We start from the raw sequence: 19458 nt of genomic DNA on the forward strand, positions 1-19458 counted from the left end.
GCATCGGGGCGTTCCATGTCCACTCGCGAAATCCGCATTGCCACCCGTAAAAGTGCCTTGGCCCTGTGGCAGGCCGAATACGTCAAAGCCCGCCTCGAGCTGGCGCACCCTGGCCTGATCGTGACCCTGGTGCCCATGGTCAGCCGCGGTGACAAGCTGCTGGATGCGCCGCTGGCGAAAATCGGCGGCAAGGGCCTGTTCGTCAAGGAACTGGAAACCGCCCTGCTGGACAACGAAGCCGACATCGCCGTGCACTCGATGAAAGACGTGCCCATGGACTTCCCTGAAGGCCTGGGCCTGTATTGCATCTGCGAGCGGGAAGACCCGCGCGACGCGTTCGTTTCCAATCGTTTTGAAAGCCTCGAAGCCTTGCCCGCCGGCAGCATCGTCGGCACCTCCAGCCTGCGCCGCCAGGCCCAGTTGCTGGCGCGTCGACCAGACCTCGAAATCCGCTTCCTGCGTGGCAACGTCAATACCCGCCTGGCCAAGCTCGACGCTGGCGAGTATGACGCGATCATCCTTGCCGCCGCCGGCTTGATCCGCCTCGGTTTCGAAGACCGCATCACCGCCAGCATCAGCGTCGATGACAGCCTGCCTGCGGGCGGCCAAGGCGCGGTGGGTATCGAATGCCGCAGTGCCGACAGCGAAATCCATGCACTGCTGGCGCCGTTGCACCATCTCGACACCGCTGACCGGGTGGTGGCCGAACGGGCTCTGAACAAGCGTCTTAATGGCGGCTGCCAGGTGCCGATTGCCTGCTATGCAGTGCTTGAAGGCGACCAATTGTGGCTGCGCGGCCTGGTCGGCCAGCCGAGCGGGGGCACCTTGCTGGTGGCCGAAGCCCGGGCGCCGCGCGCGTCGGCTGAAGTGTTGGGCGTGCAGGTTGCCGAAGACCTGCTCAGCCAAGGCGCCGAGGCCATCCTCAAAGAAGTCTATGGCGAGGCCGGGCACCCGTGAGCCCTTGGCGCCTGTTGCTGACCCGGCCTGAAGAGGACTGCGTGGCACTGGCGCAGAGCCTGGCAGCCGCCGGCGTGGCCAGCAACTGCCTGCCTTTGTTGGCGATCGAGCCTGTGCGATTGGGCGACGTGGCGCGTCAGCGGCTTGCCGGGTTGGGGCACTACCAGGCCGTGATTGTGGTCAGCAAACCGGCCGCCAGGTTGCTGCTTGAGCAGCTCGCGCACGCCGGGCTGCAGCCTCCGGCAACCGGCTGGTTCACCGTCGGTGAAGCAACGGCCGCAGTGCTGCAGTCCGCCGGTCTTCAGGTGACTTTCCCTACGCAAGGTGACGACAGCGAGGCCTTGCTCGCACTGCCGGCCCTGCGCGAGGCTATCGCGCTTCCTACACCACGCGTCCTTATCGTCCGTGGCGTGGGAGGTCGCGAACTGCTGGCAGAGCGTCTTGCAGAGCAAGGTGCTAGTGTCGATTATCTGGAACTGTATCGTCGCTGCCTGCCGGAGTACCCGGCGGGCACGCTGATGCATCGCATCGAAGCGGAACGCCTCAATGGCCTGGTGGTCAGCAGTGGGCAGGGTTTTGAACATTTGCAGCAGATGGCCGGCGCCGATTGGCCGCAGGTGGCGCGTCTGCCGCTGTTCGTGCCGAGCCCGCGGGTTGCCGAGCAGGCCAGGGCCGCCGGGGCCCAACAGGTTGTGGATTGCCGTGGCGCCAGTGCCACGGCCTTGCTGGCAGCTGTGCAGCGCAGCGCTGCACCTGCCTCTTAAGGCGCTAAGCTGAACGCCTAGCGCCCCCATGCAAAGGATGGATACGTGAGCGAAACTGTCTTGTCCAATAACGATCAGCCGTCGGCCCAGACGCCGGCGGATCCCGTCACCGCCACACCCGCCAAGCGCTCCGGCACCGGTCTGGCAGCGCTGGCGCTGCTGCTGGGTGCGGCCGGGGTCGCAATAGGTGGCTGGGGTGTCTGGCAGGTGCGGCAACTGCAAGGCAGCGAATTCAACCAAGGGCAGCACCTTGAAGCCCTGAACCAGCGCGCCGAAGCGCTGCAACAGCGTGAACAGCAGATCAGCGCGCAGCTGGCCAGCTTGCCTGCCGCCAGCGAGCTGGAAGACCGTCGCCGCCTGGTTTCGCAGCTGCAAGGCGATCAGCAACGCCTTAGCCAGCGTCTGGAAACCGTGCTGGGCGAGAGCCGCAAGGAATGGCGCCTGGCAGAGGCCGAGCATTTGCTGCGCCTGGCCACCCTGCGCCTCTCGGCGCTGCAGGACATTACCAGTGCCAAGGCCCTGGTCGAAGGCGCCGACGAAATCCTTCGCGAGCAGAGCGACCCCGGTGCCTTCGCCGCCCGCGAGCAGTTGGCGCGCAGCCTGGCAACCCTCAACAGCACGCAGCAGCCAGACCGCACGGGCCTGTTCCTCAAACTGGCTGCACAGCGCGAGCTGGTGCAGCAACTCAGCGCCCAGTCGCCTGAATTCGAGAGCAATGCCGATGCGCTCGGTGCGCTGACCTCCGACGGCGATGGCGCCAGTCGCTGGTCGCAGTGGTGGGCCGAAATCTCGAAGTATTTCCAGATCGACTTCAACGCCGATGACAATGTGCGGCCGCTGCTGGCCGGGCAGTCGTTGAACCAGCTACGCCTGGCCCTGAGCCTGACCATCGAGCAAGCCCAGTGGGCCGCGCTTAATGGCGAGGCCAAGGTCTACACCCAGGCACTGGATGATGCGCGCAGCGTACTGCTGGCCAACTTCAACGCCGACAACCCACAAAGCAAGGCCATGCTCGACAGCCTCAACGCCTTGGCCGAGCAACCGGTGTCTGTGGTCACCCCTGACCTGAGCGAGAGCCTGGCCTCGGTGCAAGCCTACATCCAGCGCCGCCACCTGCCGGCCGAGGGTGAAGGGGGCAAGCCATGAAGCGGGTCTACCTGCTGGCCGTATTGGCAATCGTCATCGCCGCCGCGCTGGGCATTGCGGTGGCAAAGCACAGCGGCTACGTCTTGATCTCCTATGGCAGCTTCCGCTATCAGTCCGGCTTGTGGGCGGCGCTGGCGGGGCTGGTTGCCGTGATCGCCTTGCTCGGGTTGCTGCGCTACCTGGTTGGCTTGGTGCTGACCTCCAGCGGCGTGGTCAACCCGTGGTCGCGTCGTAACCGCAGCCGCCGCATCCGTCTTTCCATCGAGCAAGGCCAGTTGGACCTCGCCGAGGGCCGTTGGGCCAGTGCCCAGCGCCACCTGCACCGCGCCGCCGAAGCCGAGCGCCAGCCCTTGCTGTACTACCTCGGCGCCGCCCGCGCTGCCAACGAGCAAGGCCGCAAGGAAGACAGCGACAACCTGCTTGAGCGCGCCCTGGAGCGTCAGCCGCAGGCGGAACTGGCCATTGCCCTGACCCATGCCCAGTTGCAGATGGACCGTGGCGACACGGACGGTGCGCTAGAAACCCTGTTGGCGATGCAGGCGCGGCACCCGCATAACACCCAGGTGCTGCGCCTGCTGCAGCGCCTGTACCTGGAACGTGGCGATTGGTCGGCGCTGATTCGCCTGCTGCCTGACCTGCGCAAGGGCAAGGTGCTGCCAGCGGCTGAGCTCGCCGAGCTTGAAAAGCGTGCGTGGGGCCAGAACCTGAGCCTGGCGACAACCCGCGGCGAGGATGCGCAAAGTGCGCGTCAGGCCCTGGAACGTGCCTGGCAGCAACTGACTGCCGCCCAGCGACAGGAGCCGCAGCTGGTGCTGGCCTACGCCGAGCAACTGCGCCAGGTCGGCGCCCAGGGCGAAGCCGAGCAAGTGCTGCGCACCGCCCTCAAGCGCGAGTACGAAAGCCACTTGGCCCGCTTGTATGGCCTGGTGCGCGGTGATGACCCGGCGCGCCAGTTGCAGACAGCCGAAGGCTGGCTGAAGGCGCATCCACAGGACCCGAGCCTGCTGCTGACCCTCGGCCGCCTGAGCTTGCAGAACCGCCTGTGGGGCAAGGCGCGGGACTATCTGGAAAGCAGCTTGCAGATGGAGCGCAACCCGGAAACCTGTGCCGAACTGGCCCGCTTGCTCGCCGGGCTTGGCGAGACCGAGCGCAGCAACCAACTGTTCCAGGAAGGCCTCGGCTTGCTGGATGAGCGCTTGCTGGCGCTGCCGTTGCCAGAAGCAGTGCGCGCCTGAGTTACACCTAAGCGCTTTACCTGGGTAACCCCTTAGTTCGCGCCAGCGTGCGGGCTAAGGGGGCGGGTAACTTTCCCGGCGATATAAGTTAGTTCTGCAGTCCATTTCTTAAGACGTTTCCTACTGCTTGGCAGGAAACTTCCTTTGCTATTCAGCGACTTGTCGTCCCTGTAGTGCCTTGAAACACAGCGGTTATTTCCTCTACCGTTTCAAGCCACTTCATTCCCCGGGACCTCCATCGCCCATGCTGCCGGCCCGTTTACGCACTTTTTTCTTTCCTGCCTGCCTTGCCGCGTTGGCCGTGCTGGCCGGGTCATTTCACCTGGAAAGTGCCCTGGGGCTAGTGCCGTGCCCGTTGTGCTTCAGCCAACGTTTGTTCCTGGGCCTGTATGGGCTGCTTTGCCTGGGCGCAGTGCTGCAGGCACCTGGCAGGTCGGGTATTCGTCGTTACTCACAAGCACTGCTGGCCAGCGCGGCGGCGGGGGCGCTGTTGGCGGCACGGCATGTCTGGCTGCAAGGGGCGGGCGGGGCAGTTCACCTGTGCCCGGCACCGATCTGGGATGTGTTCGATCAATCCTGGCGTGAAGCTGCGCGGCAATTGCTACTGGGTGGCCCGGATTGCAACGCGCTGACCTGGAGCTTTGTTGACCTGACACTGCCTGAATGGAGCCTGCTGGCATTCCTGCTACTGGGCGCGCTGCCCCTGAGCCGCCTGCTGGCGTATCGTTTCCGCACCCTGGCGGGCGATTGACTTGGCGCAAGCCTGGAACGCTATCGCGACCAATGGTGTTGTAACGGGGTATTAAACACTTGTATGAACTTTGTCTGCTGCGTACCTTGATGGTCAGCACGCGCGGGAATAATCTCCCAGCACGCATACCGAAAATACAACTGCTCGATGCCGTCCTGCTGATGTCACCTTTGTGCTGCGCGGTCGTAGTGCGAGGTGCAGCGGCATCTACCCAGAAGGGAAGAGATCGCCATGCTCGATAGTTGTCAGAACGCCCAGGAACGCTGGGGTGGGGTTCATAAGCTGATCGACCGTTGGCTGGAGGAGCGCCAGGAACTGGTGCAGGCTTTCCGCGCGTTACGCGACGCCAAGCCAGCCTTCGCCGACAAGGACAAGAACCGCGATTTTTGCGCGGTGCTGGTCGACTATGTTTCGGCTTGGCATTTCGAAGTCAGCGAACAGCTGGTCAGTGAGGCCAAAGCCTTCGGCGATACCCGTGGCCTTGAACTGGCCACGCAGATCAACCCACGCATCGATGACAGCACCCAGATCGCACTGGCATTCAATGACCATTGCGAGAAGGGCGAATGCACAGACCCCGAGCGCTTCGCCGAAAAACTGGCCAAGCTGGGCGGCCTGCTGCACGAGCGCTTCGAGCTGGAGGATTGCCTGATCGAGGTGCTGCACAACGCGCACAAGGAAGAGGGCGCGGTCGAAGCCTGAGGCGGGCGTCAGTCGCCAACCGCCAGCAGTTCGATCTCGAATACCAAGGGGGTATAGGGCGCGATCAGGTCACCCGCGCCCTCGGCACCGTAGGCTTGCGCCGACGGAATCACCAGGCGCCATTTCGCGCCTGCATGCATCCGAGGCAACGCCACCCGCCACCCTTCGATCACCGAATCCAGGCTGAACCACTGCGGCTGTTGGTTTTGGTCGAAGACCGAGCCATCCGGCAACCTGCCCACGTAGCGTACCTGCACCTTGCCACCCGCTTTCGGCTGGGCGCCGGCGCCGCTTTGCAGTTCGCTGTAAAGCACGCCTTCGGGCAGTTCATGCACACCAGCACGTGCCCGCTCGTTGGCCATGAAGCGTGTTTCCACCGCCTTGAGTTTTTCTGCCTGAGCCTGCTCGGCGGTGTTGTCGGCCTGCGCTTCGTGCTGCTGCAGCACAGCCTGCATACGTGCCTTGTCGAGCTTGAGCGGTTGCCCTTGATAAGACTGGCGCAGGCCTTCGACCAGGGCGTCCAGTTGCAGCCCCGGCATCTCTTCGCGCAGCCGCTCGCCCAGGCTGGCACCCAGGCTGTAGGCCAGGTCGTGGTCGTCTGCATTGGCCAGGGCAAAGGGCGCCACCAGGCACAAACCTAAAACAAGAAAACGCGGCATGGACAGTTCCTGCGCAATGAGCGGGCCGTGGCAGCCAACATCGGGGTTGGCCTGTATCTGCCAAATATGAGCAACGCTTAATTCAGCAACTACACTTTCACGGAGCTGCAAGATAACAACTTTGCCCAGGCATGCAACGCGGCGTAAATATTACTGTCAACATGCCCTAGCGGCGGTAGCAGCAGAAGCATAGTATGAGCCGCAATCTCGTCAGCCAGGAGGTAAACCATGTCGGCCAAAAAGAAGCCAGTAAGTACGCCGTTGCACCTGCTCCAGCAACTTTCGGGCAGCCTGCTCGAACATTTGGAAGATGCCTGCTCGCAAGCGCTGGCTGATGCGGAAAAACTGCTGGCCAAGTTGGAAAAGCAACGTGGCAAGGCACAAGAGAAACTGCACAACGGTCGCCTGAAACTGCAGGACGCGGCCAAGGCAGGTAAAGCCAAGGCGCAGACCAAGGCACAAAAAGCGATCGGTGAACTTGAAGGGTTGCTCGACTCGCTCAAGGACCGCCAGACCCAAACCCGTACCTACATCCAACAGCTCAAGCGTGATGCCCAGGACAGCCTGAAGCTGGCCCAGGGTGTGGGCAAGGTGCGTGAAGCCGCCAGCAAGGCACTGGACCAACGTGCCGTCGCTGCCAAGGCTGCAAAACCGGCTGCCGCCAAAGCACCGGCTAAGGCCGCCAGCAAACCAGCAGCGCGCGCCACTGCCGCCAAACCTGCTGCCAAAGCACCTGCAGCCAAAGCACCGGCCAGAGCCGCTGCCGCCAAGCCAGCCGCCAAGCCAGCCGCCAAAGCCGCTGCCGCCAAAGCGCCGGCCAAAGCGCCAGCAAAAGCCGCTGCCGCCAAGGCACCCGCCAAAACTGCCGCCGCCAAACCTGCGGCCAAGCCAGCCGCTAAAGCCGTCGCTGCCAAAGCACCGGCCAAGGCTGCAGCTGCAAAACCCGCAGCCAAGCCAGCAGCTGCCAAGGCGCCAGCCAAGGCCGCCGCTGCTAAACCAGCAGCCAAACCTGCAGCGGCCAAAGCCCCAGCCAAAGCGGCAGCTGCAAAACCTGCTGCCAAGCCTGCTGCGAAGCCCGCAGCTGCCGCTAAAGCACCCGCACGTGCTGCCGCCAAACCGGCTGCAAAACCGGCGGTGAAAGCTGCTGCAAAACCCGCTGCTGCCAAACCTGCCGCGAGCAAGCCAGCCGAAACCAAGCCCGCCACGGCTGCCACCAGCGCGCCTGCCGCCGCGACCAACTCGGCTAGCCCGGCCGCAGCACCGTCGGCACCCGCCAGCACCCCGGCTCAGGCGCCGTCTTCGGCATCCTCAAGCGCTGCCGCCGCGACGCGCAATTGATGCAGCGCGCGGTGGTCTCGAGCCTGGTCCGGCGCTAGCCGGGCCAGCCAGTCGTCCGTGGGCTCGTGCGAGCCCGCGGGCCACTGTTGCGAACACGCCTGCAGGCGTTCCAGCAACGCCTTCTCGGCCTGCAATTCCAGCCCTTTTACTTGCTCACGCAACGCTGCCAATTGCGCATCGTTGTGCGCTGCTGTGCGCCATTGCTGGCGCAGGTTACGCAATGGCGTCACCACCTCACGCTGCCAAGGCTCGGCAATGTCGCGCAGGGCTTGTGCGCGCTCACCTGTCGCGGCCACGCCGCGTGCTTGCAGCCAGGTGCCACAGAGCAACAGGCAAACGTCACCGCCCAACGCTTGCACGTCAAGGCAGGCCTTTTCCACGCCGGCCCTGGCATACAAGGCCAGGGCGTGATTCCACAGGTCGGTGCACATGATTCCACTCACGCTACGGGCCGAGGAAGCTGGTAGACTCCGCGACCATCATGATCAGACTATCCAACCTCACTTTACAGCGTGGTCCGCAGCGCTTGCTAGAAGGCGCCGAGATGACCTTGCACGCCGGCCACAAGGCCGGTTTGATCGGTGCCAACGGCGCCGGAAAATCCAGCCTGTTCGCTTTGCTGCGCGGTGAGCTTTCGCCCGATTCCGGCGATTGCCAACTGCCCGGCGACTGGCGCATCGCCCACATGCGCCAGGAGGTCGACACCCTCGATCGCCTCGCGGTGGACTATGTGCTCGATGGCGACGTGCGCCTGCGCAAGGTGCAGGCCGAGCTTGCCATCGCCGAAACGGCGCACGACGGCACGGCCCTGGCGCGCCTGCACAGCGAGCTGGAAAGTGCCGATGGCTATACCGCCGATGCCCGAGCGCGCAAATTGCTGGCCGGCCTTGGCTTCACCAACGAACAGATGGACCGCCGCGTCGGTGACTTCTCCGGTGGCTGGCGGATGCGCCTGAACCTGGCACAGGCACTGATGTGCCCGTCCGACCTGCTGCTGCTCGACGAGCCCACCAACCACCTGGACCTGGATGCCATCCTCTGGCTGGAAGACTGGCTCAAGGGCTACCCCGGCACCCTGTTGTTGATTTCCCACGACCGCGATTTCCTCGATGCCGTGGTCGACCACGTGGTGCACGTCGAGCAGCGCAAGCTGAACCTGTACAAGGGCGGCTACACCGCCTTCGAGCGCACCCGTGCCGAGCGCCTGGCGCAACAGCAGCAAGCCTACGAGAAGCAGCAGGCCCAGCGTGCGCACATGGAAAAGTACATCGCCCGCTTCAAGGCACAGGCCACCAAGGCCCGCCAGGCCCAGAGCCGCATCAAGGCCCTGGAGCGCATGGAAGAGTTGTCGGCGGCGCATGTCGATTCGCCGTTCGACTTCGTCTTCCGCGAGTCGCAGAAAATCTCCAGCCCACTGCTGGACATGTCCGAAGGCCGCCTGGGTTATGGCGACAAGGCCATCCTGGAGAAGGTCAAGCTGCAGCTGGTGCCGGGTGCGCGTATCGGCCTGCTCGGCCCCAACGGCGCGGGCAAGTCGACCCTGATCAAGAACCTTGCCGGCGAGCTGGAGCCGCTGTCCGGGCGCCTGGTACGTGGCGAGAACTTGGCGGTGGGCTACTTTGCCCAGCACCAACTCGACTCCCTCGACGACAAGGCCAGCCCGCTGTTGCACCTGCAGCGGATTGCCCCGACCGAGCGTGAGCAGACGCTGCGCGACTTCCTCGGCGGCTTCGATTTCCACGGTGACCGTGTCGACGAACCGGTGGTGAATTTCTCCGGTGGTGAAAAGGCCCGCCTGGCCCTGGCGCTGATTGCCTGGGAACGGCCGAACCTGTTGCTGCTCGACGAACCGACCAACCACCTGGACCTGGAAATGCGCCTGGCGCTGACCATGGCCTTGCAGGAGTTCGCCGGTGCTGTGGTGGTGGTTTCCCACGACCGTCACCTGCTCAAGAGCACCACTGACGATTTCCTGCTGGTGGCTGACGGCAAGGTCGATACGTTCGATGGCGACCTTGAAGACTACAGCCGCTGGCTGGTCGAGTACCGTCAGCGCAACGCGCCGGTCAGCAACACCCCGGCCAACCCGGACAAGACCGACAAGAAGGCTCAGCGCCAGGCTGCAGCGGCCTTGCGTCAGCAACTGGCACCGCACAAGAAGGCGGCCGACAAGCTGGAAGCCGAGCTTAACCAGGTGCATGCGCAACTGGCTGAGATCGAAACAGCGTTGGGCGACAGTGGCCTGTACGAGGCGGCGCGCAAGGATGAACTGCGCGATGTACTGGCCCGCCAGAGCAAACTCAAGCAGCGCGAAGGCGAGCTTGAAGAAGCCTGGATGGAAGCGCTAGAAACGTTGGAAAGCATGCAGGCCGAACTTGAGGCGCTGTCCTGAGGCTGAGGTCTTTGGGGCCTAGGGCGGGAGCCTTTTAGCGCTTGTGAGATCGAGCGCCGCCCATGCGGCGCTTCGCAGCACAAGGCTGCTCCTACATCTGTTCGTGTCAGGCGCAAAGGGGGCTCGCGCCCATGCCACAGGAATAACTGGCCCGTGTAGGAGCAGCCTTGTGCTGCGAAGCGCCGCGCGGGCGGCGCTCGATCTCAACCGCACCCAAAACCCCAAACCCTAAACAAATCTGCAAAATCCGCTGGTTATTTTTTCGCCAACATCTTAGCTTAACGTTTTGCAACATATGTTCGAGCGAGGTGTGTGATGTCGATGGAAGTGTGGTTGGGCTTCTTTGCCGCGTGTTGGGTGATCAGCCTTTCACCGGGGGCCGGGGCGATTGCCTCGATGTCCAGCGGCCTGCAGTACGGTTTCTGGCGCGGTTACTGGAACGCACTAGGCCTGCAGATTGGCCTGATCGTACAGATCGCCATCATCGCCGCCGGCGTCGGCGCCATCCTCGCCGCTTCCGCCACCGCCTTTACGGTGATCAAGTGGTTTGGCGTTGCCTACCTGGTCTACCTGGCCTACAAGCAATGGCGCGCGCTGCCGATGGACATGAGCGAAGAGTCTGCCGTGCGCCCGATCGGCAAACCGCTGAGCCTGGTGTTTCGTGGTTTTCTGGTCAACGTCAGCAACCCCAAGGCACTGGTGTTCATGCTGGCGGTGCTGCCGCAGTTCATCAACCCACATGAGGCCCTGCTGCCGCAGTACGTGGCCATCACCGTCACCATGATCACCGTCGACATGCTGGTGATGGCGGGCTACACCGGCCTGGCTTCGCGGGTGCTGCGCCTGCTGCGTACACCCAAGCAGCAGAAGCGGCTGAACCGCACCTTTGCCGGGTTGTTCATCGGCGCGGCAACCTTCCTCGCGACCCTGCGTCGCGCGCCTATCTGACAGGCCACCGGGGGCGCATAAGCGCCCCCGGTTATTTCGGCTTTTCCACAAAGCCCTTGAGCAAATCCAGCGGCAGTGGGAAGACGATGGTCGAGCTCTTGTCCCCGGCAATCGCCCCCAGCGTCTGCATGTAGCGCAACTGCATGGCCCCTGGCTCCTTGCTGAGCATGTGCGCCGCCTGCATCAGTTTTTCGGATGCCTGCAACTCCCCTTCGGCATGGATCACCTTGGCCCGTCGCTCACGTTCGGCCTCGGCCTGGCGCGCGATGGCACGCACCATCGATTCGTTGAGGTCGACGTGCTTGATCTCGACATTGGCCACTTTGATGCCCCAGGCATCGGTTTGTGCATCCAGCACCTGGCGGATATCGGCATTCAGTTGCTCGCGCTCGGCCAACAACTCGTCCAGCTCATGCTTGCCAAGCACGGCGCGCAGGGTGGTCTGGGCCAGCTGGCTGGTGGCGACGAGAAAGTCTTCGACCTGAATGATCGCTTTTTGTGGGTCGAGCACGCGAAAGTACAGCACCGCATTGACCTTGACCGAGACGTTGTCGCGGGTGATCACGTCCTGCGGCGGTACATCCAGTACGACCGTGCGCAGATCGACCCGAACCATCTGCTGGATGACCGGGATCAGCAGGATCAACCCCGGTCCTTTCACCTGCCAGAAGCGCCCCAGCTGGAACACCACGCCGCGCTCGTACTCGCGCAAGATCCGGAACGCCGACAGCAACAACACGCCCAGCAGCATCAGCAGGGCGCCGAAACCCAATTGCATGAACATCGTCATTCTCCTTGGGCCGCAGGTGCAGCAGCGCTGACCTCCAGCATCACGCCACGGCGCGCCGTGACTCGCACGTGTTGGCCAGGCTGCAGTGGCGTTGCGCACTGAACCTGCCACTGTTCGCCCTGCGCCTGCACCGAACCGCAGAACGGGTTGTCTGCCAGCACTTGGGTAACCGTGACCAGGCTGCCGACCAAGCCGGCATCGCCGCTGACCAGGGCGCGCTTGCGCGCTTTCAGGGCCATACCCAGCACGCCACCGATGAACAGCGCCGACAGCACTGCCAGGCTGGCGATCAAGGGCAAGGGGATGCCGAACCCAGGCACGTCGGTATCCATCAAAATCACTGCGCCTACCACGAAGGCCACGATGCCGCCAAAGCCGACCACGCCAAAGCTGGGCAAGAACGCCTCGGCAATCATGAACGCCAGCCCGAGCAGTATCAGCGCCACCCCGGCGTAGCTCACCGGCAGCAATTGCAGGGCATACAGCGCCAGCAGCAGGCAGATACCGCCGATCACGCCGCCTACGGTGGAGCCGGGGCTCATGAACTCAAACAGCAGGCCGTAAACGCCGACCATGATCAGGATCAGCGCCACGCTGGGGTTGGTGATGACGGCCAGCAGGCGCGTGCGCCAGTCCGGCAGGTGTTCGACCAGGCTGGCACTGCGGGTGTGCATCTGCTGCGGCTGGCCGGCAGCGTCCAGTGTTTTGCCGTCGAGTTGGCGCAGCAGGTCGGGCAGGTCAGTCGCCACGAGGTCGACCACCTTCAGCCGCAACGCCTCGCTGGCCGACAAACTGACGGCTTCGCGCACGGCCTGCTCCGCCCAATCGGCATTGCGCCCGCGCAGCTGCGCCAAGCCGCGTATATAGGCAGCAGCGTCATTGACCTGCTTGCGGGCGAGGGTTTGTTCATCACCACTGGGCTTGGCCTTGTCGTCCTTGGACATGCCCGGGGGGCCGCCGATCTGCACTGGGGTGGCCGCGCCCAGGTTGGTCCCAGGGGCCATGGCTGCGACATGGCTGGCATAAAGGATGTAAGTGCCAGCGCTAGCGGCCCGTGCACCGCTGGGCGCGACGAAGCTGGCAACCGGCACGGGGCTGGCGAGGATGGCTTTGATCATCTGGCGCATGGCGCTGTCCAGGCCACCAGGGGTATCCATGCGGATGACCACCAGTTGCGCCCCTTGCGCATGGGCCTGGTCCAGGCTGCGCACCAGGTAGTCGGCACTGGCCGGGCCGATGGCATCGTCGATGCTCAACACCCAGACGGCACCGGGCGCTGCCTGGCTGCCCGGTGCCAGCCCAAGCAGCATCAACAGCAACAGCCAGCGCCACCAGCGAGCGGCCACCTGTCGTCACCTCGTTCGTCTCTATTACACAAGTTTAGTCATGCCTGCCGGGCCAAGGCCTAAAATTGAAGATTGGGGGGCGCACTACCGGAGGTGCATCATGCGTATGGCAAAGACCCTGCAGGCCCGCCTGGACAAGGCCAACTGCGACTACGACATCATTCCCCATCCACATTCAGCCACCAGCCTGGAGTCGGCACGCACGGCCGGTGTACCCGCCGAGCGGGTCGCCAAGTCGGTGGTGCTCGATGACCGGCATGGCAACTACATCCTGGCCGTGCTACCGGCCAACCGGCATCTGGACATGAGCAAGGTGCGCATGTCGGGCGCCTGGCAACTGACCCGCGAAAGCGGCCTGCCGACGCTGTTCGGCGATTGCGAGCGTGGCGCAGTGCCGGCGCTTGGCGATGCCTACGATATAAAAATGCTGCTCGACCCGACCCTTACCCGGCAAGGTGATGTCTACCTGGAGGCGGGTGACCACGATCACCTGATCCACATGAGCATGGAGCAGTTCATGAAGCTGGTACCGCACGCCGAAGTGCGTGAGCTGTGCTGATGTTCTCAAGCCAACGCCGGGCGGGCGTCGTGGACGGCCTGACCGGCTTTTAGGAGGAATCATGGAAGCACCGATCCATCCATTCGCCGAGCTGTTCAAGCAGCTGGGCTTGCCTGACGATGCCTTGAGTATCGATCAATTCATCACCAGCCACTCGCCGCTGCAAAACGAGATCAAGCTGGTCGATGCCCCGTTCTGGACCGATGCCCAGCGCAACTTCCTCAAGGACAGCATCAACGAAGATGCTGATTGGGCAGTCCCTTTCGACCAACTCAACGAGGCGTTGCGCCGCCCCCGAAAATAAAGCGCCGAGCGGCACCTGACGAGTGATTGGCCGTTGCTATGCTCAGGAAAACAATAAGGGGATAGCGCGATGAAAGATCCCTACGCACCAGGGTTCTGGTGCTCCGTGACGATCCTGGGCACGCTGACGGCCAGTTACTTCTATGGCATCAGGCAGACGCAACAGATGAACCAGGCGGTGCAGTTTCTCTACGCCGCTGCCGCGGTTACCGTGGCGGTTGCGTTGGTGGCGCTGACCTGGATCGCCTGGCAGCAGTTGCGTCTGAACAAACGTGAGGTGATCCAGGGGCGAACGTTGCTGACCATCTGGAACACCAAGGTTGCCCTGCGCCGGGTCGAAACGGTATTCGACCGCTATTTCTGGGGCAGCTACTGGCACTCCGGGCGCACCTTCGAAGAAGTCATGGGTGAGCTCAAGGGCACCCCGCTGGAGCAAAGCCTAGACGCTTTAAAGCGCCAGTGCCGGGCGCTCGACCGTGAAATCCACGATCACCACCACCACTGGCTGGCCAACGCACGGGACCTCTCCAGCGTGGCGGCGGCCATGGCCCGCGAACGCTATCAGCTCGACCTGGGCGAGCCGACGAGCACGGGCAATGGCACCACTGCCGTGCTCAACCGCGACCTTGAAGTGCTGGTCTACACTTGGTCGGCGCGCCTGCGCAGCTTCGACCACCAACTGGACGAACTGGAGCGCGCCTACCACTGAGGCGGTTTACTCGCCGCGGATGTACTGCTCCAGCTGCAGGATCAGGTTGGCCTGTTCGGCGATGGTTTCCTTCACCAGGTCGCCAATCGACAACAGGCCCAGCAGTTCGCCATTGCTGACCACCGGCAGGTGACGCAGGTGCAGGTTGGTCATCTGGTTCATGCAATATTCCAGATTGTGCTTGGGTTCCACGGTAATCACCGGGGCGCTCATGATCTCGCGTACCGGCGTTGCCGCTGACGAACGGCCCTTGAGCACCAGCTTGCGGGCATAATCACGCTCACTGACGATGCCGATCACCTGGTTGTTCTCCACCACCGGCAGCGCACCGATATTCTTCTCCGCCAGCAGTTTAAGGGCGTCCAGTACCGAGTCGTCCGGGCCGATGGTGTAAACGGTCTGGGGCTGCGACTTGGTCTTGAGGATTTGTTCGACGTTTTTCATACGGGCCTCTGCGGGTGGAAAAATCGCTGTCTCAATGTAAATAAAGCATCCGGCACGGCGCTCTGCACAGCAATGCAAGAAACGGCATAGAGGCGATTGAAAAACGTCATGGTTGAATCGATTGTGTGCCCAGCACTCCGGCAAGCCGTGTATCCGGCGCTGGAGATGCTTACCTGGGTGGGGCAAAATCCCCGATAATCTGTGACAATGCATGTCAAGTTGCCATCATCCAGACCTGTTTCGGCAAGGAGCCGCAATGCAAAGCATGTTTCGCCTCACAGCGCTCAGTTGCGCCTTCATCACCGCTGCCGGTTGCAGCAGCCAACAGATCGATAATATTTCCAAGAGCGTTAAAGACATTGGCAGGGACTACGGCATGCCCGTGCTCTGTGGTGTCGGGGTTGTCGCCGGGGGCGCTGCCGGTTATGCCCTTAAAGGCAAGGACGGCATCTTGCCGGGCGTTGCAGTCGGCGGCACGTTGGGGTGCATCGCCGGTTATGTCTGGCAGTCGCGCTTGCAGGAGCTTGACCGCATCGCCAAGGAAGAGAACCTGAAGATCACCACCGAGAAGTTGACCGTTGCCTCGGCTGCGGTGGTGACCGCCGTCCCTGAACAGGCGGGCCTGGTGACCCAGATCGAAGACACCGGTATGTTCGCCACCGGCTCCGACCAACTGACCCCCAACGGCCAGCGCGCCGTGGCCAAGCTGGCGCAGATGTATGCCAAGCCGGCCGCCACCGACAAGCAGGCCGCCGCCAAGGAGGCGCAGGCACGTCGCTTGTTGATCGTTGGCCACAGCGATGCCGTGGGCAATGCCGATTTCAACCAGAAGCTGTCCGAGCGCCGCGCCAAGACCGTGGGCAAGGTCATGCTGCAGGCCGGCATTCCGGCCAGTGCCATCTATTACCAAGGCGCCGGGGCATCGCGCCCGATTGCCGATAACAGCGACCCGTTGCTGCGTGGCCAGAACCGCCGTGTGGAAATCGTCGAGCTGGCCAACGAACAGGCCTTGGTGATGCGCGCCCAGGCAGAAGCGGGTAACACCCGCTACCTGCACTACGGCACCTCGACCGCTGCCAAACCTCGGCAGGCGACCACTACCGCACAAGCGAGCAGCAAGCCTGCCGCAAGCAAGCCGACCACGGCACAGCGCACGCCGGCCACGGCCAGCAGTACCGCCAGCGCAACCACCAGTACCACCAGCACCAGCACCAGCACCAGCACCAGCACCAGCACCGCGAAGGCTGTTGCAGCTGTGCGTCCGCAGGTCGATTTCGCCGGTACCCCCGTGGCCAACTACAGCTGGACCATGGCGCAGAGCATCAAGCCGAAACAGAGTGGCTTCACGCTGATCAGCAGCGCATACGCCGCGCAGATGCCGATGTCCAGCTGCGAGGCCGACCGCCCACGCAATGCCGGTGACGTGCTGAGCATGGTCAACGACCAACCTTTGCAGCGCCGTGCCACCAAGGACTACCTGCCGGGTTACAACAACCGGGTCTGGGCCAACCTGGTCAACGGGCACCTGGTGACCGTGTCGCCGGTATCAATCTTGCGTGAGAACGCCATGGTCGACCGCCAGCCGATCCTGCAGCTGGTCGAAGACTACAAACAGCCCACGCAGCACAAACCACGCACCATGAAGGCCGTGGCCAACACCTATGAAGGCGAAAGCGAAGTGCTCTACCGGGTCTTCGCCAGCGATGCCCAGGCATCGATTTCGTGCATGGACATCGTATTCAGCAAAGGCAATGCCGAGGTCAGCCAAGGTGCCTTGTTCTATGCCGCCGGCAGTGACGCGTTTGTCGCTTCCTACAAGCCGATCCCGGCTACCAAATAACCCCAGTCAAGGACGTCCTGAATGGAAGACTTTTCGCTTGCTGCACTTAAATCACTGATTCTCGCCAATCAGTTGCTCTCTGCCGGCCTGCTTTCGTTGCTGATCACTGCGGTGATCGTGCGTAACTATTGGGAAGAGGTTTCCTACTTCCTGACCCGTGTCTGGCACAGCTTCCCCTTGATCGGTACGGTGGCGCGCCTGTCGCGCAAGCCGGCTTCGGTCGACGCTGAAGGCTGGATCAACCACGAAGTCACCCTGTCGAACGTGTACAACAAGAAGTTCAAGCTCTACGCCAAGGACGCGAACGCCTACAGTGCCTACCTGGACTACCTGTCCAAGGCCGGTGAGGCCGGGCGTTCTGCGCGGCCGTGGTGGGTGTTGGCGGTTGTCCTGTTGCTGGTGGTGATCGAGGCCATGGGGTTTGCCTATGTGGTCGCCGGCTGGGTGAACATGGACGCGTCGACCAATGACCGTCACTGGCTGACGGCATTCGTAGCGATTCTGCTGGCTGTTGCGTCGGCGTTTCTGGCCGAGGCTGCCGGGCACGCGGTGCACCACAACAGCCTGGTCGCCCGCGCCCGCCATTGGTGGCAGGGTGAAGAGCCTTCCAAACGCTCGCGCTCGCTGAAAGCCAACAAAGCCATCAACCTGGAAGACTCCTTCAGCGACTCGGACAAGCCTGACTACGAGCAGCTGCTGGCCCGGGTGAAGGACGTGAACGCCAACGTCACGCGCAAGTTCTTCTGGTTGATCACCTGCGGTGCGTTCGTGGTGGCCATGGCCATTGGTGCCTTCCTCATCCGTTCGGCCACCCTGGACAGCATCGAGACCGAGATGGTCAACGGCATGCGTGCCGAAGCGTCCACGCAAAGCAGCACCGCAGGCTCGCCGTTCGACCTGCCAGCAGAATCCCAGGCCATCAACGATGAAGCGGATAACGCCACCATCGACGACAAGATGCAGGCGATCCGCAAGGCCAGCCTGACGACCTACGTGATGCTGTCGCTGATCTACGTGGCGATCCAAGGCATCAGCCTGTGGTTGGCCAGCCGCTACTTCTTCGCCGGTACACACTCGCACACCGCCTGGCAGCGTACCCACAAGTACGCCACCTCCGAAGAAATGCTCGATGCCATGGACCAGAAGCGTTCGGCCATCGCCAGCCATGCCGATGACAAGCTGCGCCGCTTGCAGACCTTGTTGTCCAGCCGCGATCACACCGATGCCAATGTGCTGACTGCACTGGATGGGGAAAACACCGCCCGCCGCAATTTCCTCAGCTTCGTCGAACACAAGGCTGACAAAGTATCGGAGCAGCCAGAGAAGCCAGCGCGGCCGGTTGAAACCGTTGCGCCAGCACCCGCCGCTGTAGCCGTCGCGGTCGCCGCGACGCCGGTCGAGTCCCAGCCTGCCGTAGCCCCGGTTGCCCCTGCTGCTGCAGTGGCCGAACCGGTCGGCACTGTCGCTATCAAGGCCTCCGAGTTCCACGATGTGACTGGCCTGCCGGAAGAAAGCCTGGCCGCCGCCAGCCGTGCGCTGAATGTCAGCGAGGCGCAACTGCGCGACATCCGCGAGCAACAGCAAGCACTCAAGGCGCTTGGCCTGTTCCCGGCGAAGAAGGAGGGCATGCTGTCATGAGGCTTGCCAAGGCCCTGATCCTTGCGCTGGCGCTGCCGTGTGCAGCGCTGGCCGCCGAACGCAACGACCTGCAGAGCTGCTACACGCGCAACGGCCTGGCAGACATCAAGCCTGCAGGTTCCGGCCGCGAGCTGGTGGTGATCATCGATCAGACCATCCCGATGCCAGAAGACCTGCAGCGCAGCGCCTGGGGCCAGATCGACCGGTTCGTGCAGCCGGGCGATCGCGTCAGGCTCTATACCTTCTCGGCGTTTCTGCCGGGTGAGTATCAGCGCCTGGTATATGCCGGCGAGCTGGACACGCCGTTGCAGGGCGAGGTTCGCGATGATGTGAACATGCGCAAGCTGCGTGGCCTGGACCAGTGCCTGGCGACCCAGAAAAAGGCGTTTCAGACCGGTTTCGGCGGGCTGTTCGTGAAGGGCTTGCGCGAGGCGCGTCAGGACATCCCCAAGAGCGAAATCATGAACACCCTGCGCCGTGTCGGTGAAGACATGGGCAAAGAGCAGGGTATCCAGGAGCGGGTGGTGTACCTGATTTCGGACATGCTCGAGCATTCCGATTACACCAGCTTCTACGCAGCCAACCAGATCAAGCAGCTGAACGTTGGCAACGAGCTGAAGCTTGCGCAGAGCAAGGGGCTGTACGCCGACCTGCAAGGCGCCCGGGTGTATGTGTCTGGCGCAGGGCTGGTCACCGACGCGGTGAAGCATGCCTACCGCTCTGGCAAGACCATGGATGCGCTGAACGACTTCTGGGCGCAGTACCTGAATGCGTCCAACGCAACGTTGGAAGGCTTTGGCACGCCTAGCCTGAGTACCGACCTTCGGTAACCCGGCCTTCCGGGTAATACGCACCCTTGTAGGAGCAGCCTTGCGCTGCGAAGAGGCCGGTGACAACAGCGCAGATCTACTGTGTTGTCACCGGCCTCTTCGCAGCG

Annotated in this window: 20 protein-coding genes; 15 read left to right on the top strand and 5 right to left on the bottom strand. The window is 63.1% G+C overall.

Annotated elements, in window-relative coordinates; translation table 11 throughout:
- Positions 1–15: 15 nt before the first annotated feature.
- The 6 genes from hemC (at position 16) to rsd (ending at position 5555) form a co-directional block, all read left to right on the top strand.
- Positions 16–957 (top strand): hydroxymethylbilane synthase, encoded by a 942-nt coding sequence (gene hemC / locus LOY53_RS00870; RefSeq protein WP_252826382.1) that lies wholly within the window; start codon positions 16–18, stop codon positions 955–957.
- Positions 954–1721: a uroporphyrinogen-III synthase gene (locus LOY53_RS00875; RefSeq protein ID WP_258703483.1), complete on the top strand. Its 768-nt coding sequence runs from the start codon at positions 954–956 to the stop codon at positions 1719–1721. Before hemC ends, LOY53_RS00875 begins: the two co-directional genes overlap by 4 nt.
- A 45-nt stretch (positions 1722–1766) precedes the next feature.
- Positions 1767–2867 carry a uroporphyrinogen-III C-methyltransferase gene (locus LOY53_RS00880; protein ID WP_097151363.1) on the top strand — a complete coding sequence of 367 codons (1101 nt, stop codon included), beginning with the start codon at positions 1767–1769 and terminating at the stop codon, positions 2865–2867.
- A complete protein-coding gene (locus LOY53_RS00885; RefSeq protein WP_238212772.1) occupies positions 2864–4102 on the top strand; it encodes a heme biosynthesis protein HemY in 1239 nt (412 codons plus the stop codon). Before LOY53_RS00880 ends, LOY53_RS00885 begins: the two co-directional genes overlap by 4 nt.
- 244 nt (positions 4103–4346) lie before the next feature.
- Complete coding sequence (locus LOY53_RS00890; protein WP_252826384.1) at positions 4347–4853, top strand: disulfide bond formation protein B; 507 nt, start codon at positions 4347–4349, stop codon at positions 4851–4853.
- A 231-nt stretch (positions 4854–5084) separates the two neighbouring features.
- Entirely contained in the window at positions 5085–5555 is a 471-nt protein-coding gene (rsd, locus tag LOY53_RS00895; protein WP_099452597.1) for a sigma D regulator, read from the top strand.
- A gap of 8 nt (positions 5556–5563) precedes the next feature.
- On the opposite strand, the gene LOY53_RS00900 is transcribed toward rsd, so the two are convergent.
- Positions 5564–6214: an FKBP-type peptidyl-prolyl cis-trans isomerase gene (locus tag LOY53_RS00900; RefSeq protein WP_252826385.1), complete on the bottom strand. Its 651-nt coding sequence runs from the start codon at positions 6212–6214 to the stop codon at positions 5564–5566.
- 228 nt (positions 6215–6442) lie between these two features.
- Here LOY53_RS00900 and LOY53_RS00905 point away from each other — a divergent pair, with 228 nt between their 5' ends.
- Complete coding sequence (locus tag LOY53_RS00905; RefSeq protein WP_258703484.1) at positions 6443–7552, top strand: AlgP family protein; 1110 nt, start codon at positions 6443–6445, stop codon at positions 7550–7552.
- Here LOY53_RS00905 and LOY53_RS00910 read toward each other — a convergent pair.
- On the bottom strand, positions 7501–7983 hold the full coding sequence (locus LOY53_RS00910; protein ID WP_258703485.1) for a TIGR02444 family protein: 483 nt from the start codon (positions 7981–7983) through the stop codon (positions 7501–7503). The genes LOY53_RS00905 and LOY53_RS00910 overlap by 52 nt on opposite strands.
- Before the next feature lie 50 nt (positions 7984–8033).
- Between LOY53_RS00910 and LOY53_RS00915 the strand changes: the two genes are divergently transcribed.
- Together LOY53_RS00915 and LOY53_RS00920 are read left to right on the top strand one after the other, a co-directional pair.
- Positions 8034–9944 (top strand): ATP-binding cassette domain-containing protein, encoded by a 1911-nt coding sequence (locus tag LOY53_RS00915; RefSeq protein ID WP_252826388.1) that lies wholly within the window; start codon positions 8034–8036, stop codon positions 9942–9944.
- 315 nt (positions 9945–10259) lie between these two features.
- Positions 10260–10892, top strand: coding sequence for a LysE family transporter (locus LOY53_RS00920; RefSeq protein ID WP_027595136.1), 633 nt, complete (start codon positions 10260–10262; stop codon positions 10890–10892).
- Between the two features lie 31 nt (positions 10893–10923).
- Here LOY53_RS00920 and LOY53_RS00925 read toward each other — a convergent pair whose 3' ends face one another.
- Both LOY53_RS00925 and LOY53_RS00930 read right to left on the bottom strand, forming a co-directional pair.
- Positions 10924–11676: a slipin family protein gene (locus LOY53_RS00925; protein WP_252826389.1), complete on the bottom strand. Its 753-nt coding sequence runs from the start codon at positions 11674–11676 to the stop codon at positions 10924–10926.
- Between the two features lie 2 nt (positions 11677–11678).
- Positions 11679–13028 carry a nodulation protein NfeD gene (locus LOY53_RS00930; RefSeq protein WP_258703486.1) on the bottom strand — a complete coding sequence of 450 codons (1350 nt, stop codon included), beginning with the start codon at positions 13026–13028 and terminating at the stop codon, positions 11679–11681.
- Between the two features lie 100 nt (positions 13029–13128).
- Between LOY53_RS00930 and LOY53_RS00935 the strand changes: the two genes are divergently transcribed.
- The 3 genes from LOY53_RS00935 (at position 13129) to LOY53_RS00945 (ending at position 14599) form a co-directional block, all read left to right on the top strand.
- A complete protein-coding gene (locus LOY53_RS00935) occupies positions 13129–13587 on the top strand; it encodes an aminoacyl-tRNA deacylase (protein ID WP_027595139.1) in 459 nt (152 codons plus the stop codon).
- A 61-nt stretch (positions 13588–13648) separates the two neighbouring features.
- Entirely contained in the window at positions 13649–13891 is a 243-nt protein-coding gene (locus LOY53_RS00940; protein ID WP_085273890.1) for a DUF2789 domain-containing protein, read from the top strand.
- 69 nt (positions 13892–13960) lie between these two features.
- Complete coding sequence (locus tag LOY53_RS00945; RefSeq protein ID WP_027595141.1) at positions 13961–14599, top strand: hypothetical protein; 639 nt, start codon at positions 13961–13963, stop codon at positions 14597–14599.
- A gap of 6 nt (positions 14600–14605) precedes the next feature.
- Here LOY53_RS00945 and LOY53_RS00950 read toward each other — a convergent pair whose 3' ends face one another.
- Complete coding sequence (locus LOY53_RS00950) at positions 14606–15043, bottom strand: CBS domain-containing protein (RefSeq protein WP_027595142.1); 438 nt, start codon at positions 15041–15043, stop codon at positions 14606–14608.
- A gap of 256 nt (positions 15044–15299) precedes the next feature.
- Here LOY53_RS00950 and LOY53_RS00955 point away from each other — a divergent pair, with 256 nt between their 5' ends.
- From LOY53_RS00955 to LOY53_RS00965, 3 genes are read left to right on the top strand one after another with little or no spacing between them, the layout of a single operon-like run.
- The gene (locus LOY53_RS00955; RefSeq protein WP_258703487.1) at positions 15300–16883 is read left to right on the top strand and encodes an OmpA family protein; all 1584 of its coding nucleotides are present in this window, start codon (positions 15300–15302) and stop codon (positions 16881–16883) included.
- A gap of 21 nt (positions 16884–16904) precedes the next feature.
- Positions 16905–18521 carry a hypothetical protein gene (locus LOY53_RS00960; protein WP_252826394.1) on the top strand — a complete coding sequence of 539 codons (1617 nt, stop codon included), beginning with the start codon at positions 16905–16907 and terminating at the stop codon, positions 18519–18521.
- Positions 18518–19351, top strand: a complete 834-nt coding sequence (locus LOY53_RS00965; RefSeq protein WP_027595145.1) for a hypothetical protein — start codon at positions 18518–18520, stop codon at positions 19349–19351. Before LOY53_RS00960 ends, LOY53_RS00965 begins: the two co-directional genes overlap by 4 nt.
- Positions 19352–19458: the final 107 nt, after the last annotated feature.

Origin of the sequence: Pseudomonas sp. B21-031, assembly GCF_024748985.1 — a bacterium.
GTDB classification, from domain to species: Bacteria; Pseudomonadota; Gammaproteobacteria; order Pseudomonadales; family Pseudomonadaceae; genus Aquipseudomonas; species Aquipseudomonas kermanshahensis.

Excerpts from the sequence above, each read along its gene's own strand:
- LOY53_RS00885 (WP_238212772.1), top strand. The coding sequence starts at position 2,864 with ATGAAGCGGGTCTACCTGCTGGCCGTATTGGCAATCGTCATCGCCGCC.
- LOY53_RS00955 (WP_258703487.1), top strand. The coding sequence starts at position 15,300 with ATGCAAAGCATGTTTCGCCTCACAGCGCTCAGTTGCGCCTTCATCACC.
- hemC (WP_252826382.1), top strand. The coding sequence starts at position 16 with ATGTCCACTCGCGAAATCCGCATTGCCACCCGTAAAAGTGCCTTGGCC.
- LOY53_RS00920 (WP_027595136.1), top strand. The coding sequence starts at position 10,260 with ATGTCGATGGAAGTGTGGTTGGGCTTCTTTGCCGCGTGTTGGGTGATC.
- LOY53_RS00960 (WP_252826394.1), top strand. The coding sequence starts at position 16,905 with ATGGAAGACTTTTCGCTTGCTGCACTTAAATCACTGATTCTCGCCAAT.
- LOY53_RS00935 (WP_027595139.1), top strand. The coding sequence starts at position 13,129 with ATGCGTATGGCAAAGACCCTGCAGGCCCGCCTGGACAAGGCCAACTGC.
- LOY53_RS00915 (WP_252826388.1), top strand. The coding sequence starts at position 8,034 with ATGATCAGACTATCCAACCTCACTTTACAGCGTGGTCCGCAGCGCTTG.
- rsd (WP_099452597.1), top strand. The coding sequence starts at position 5,085 with ATGCTCGATAGTTGTCAGAACGCCCAGGAACGCTGGGGTGGGGTTCAT.
- LOY53_RS00940 (WP_085273890.1), top strand. The coding sequence starts at position 13,649 with ATGGAAGCACCGATCCATCCATTCGCCGAGCTGTTCAAGCAGCTGGGC.
- LOY53_RS00945 (WP_027595141.1), top strand. The coding sequence starts at position 13,961 with ATGAAAGATCCCTACGCACCAGGGTTCTGGTGCTCCGTGACGATCCTG.
- LOY53_RS00900 (WP_252826385.1), bottom strand. The coding sequence starts at position 6,214 with ATGCCGCGTTTTCTTGTTTTAGGTTTGTGCCTGGTGGCGCCCTTTGCC.
- LOY53_RS00910 (WP_258703485.1), bottom strand. The coding sequence starts at position 7,983 with ATGTGCACCGACCTGTGGAATCACGCCCTGGCCTTGTATGCCAGGGCC.
- LOY53_RS00890 (WP_252826384.1), top strand. The coding sequence starts at position 4,347 with ATGCTGCCGGCCCGTTTACGCACTTTTTTCTTTCCTGCCTGCCTTGCC.
- LOY53_RS00905 (WP_258703484.1), top strand. The coding sequence starts at position 6,443 with ATGTCGGCCAAAAAGAAGCCAGTAAGTACGCCGTTGCACCTGCTCCAG.
- LOY53_RS00965 (WP_027595145.1), top strand. The coding sequence starts at position 18,518 with ATGAGGCTTGCCAAGGCCCTGATCCTTGCGCTGGCGCTGCCGTGTGCA.
- LOY53_RS00950 (WP_027595142.1), bottom strand. The coding sequence starts at position 15,043 with ATGAAAAACGTCGAACAAATCCTCAAGACCAAGTCGCAGCCCCAGACC.
- LOY53_RS00925 (WP_252826389.1), bottom strand. The coding sequence starts at position 11,676 with ATGTTCATGCAATTGGGTTTCGGCGCCCTGCTGATGCTGCTGGGCGTG.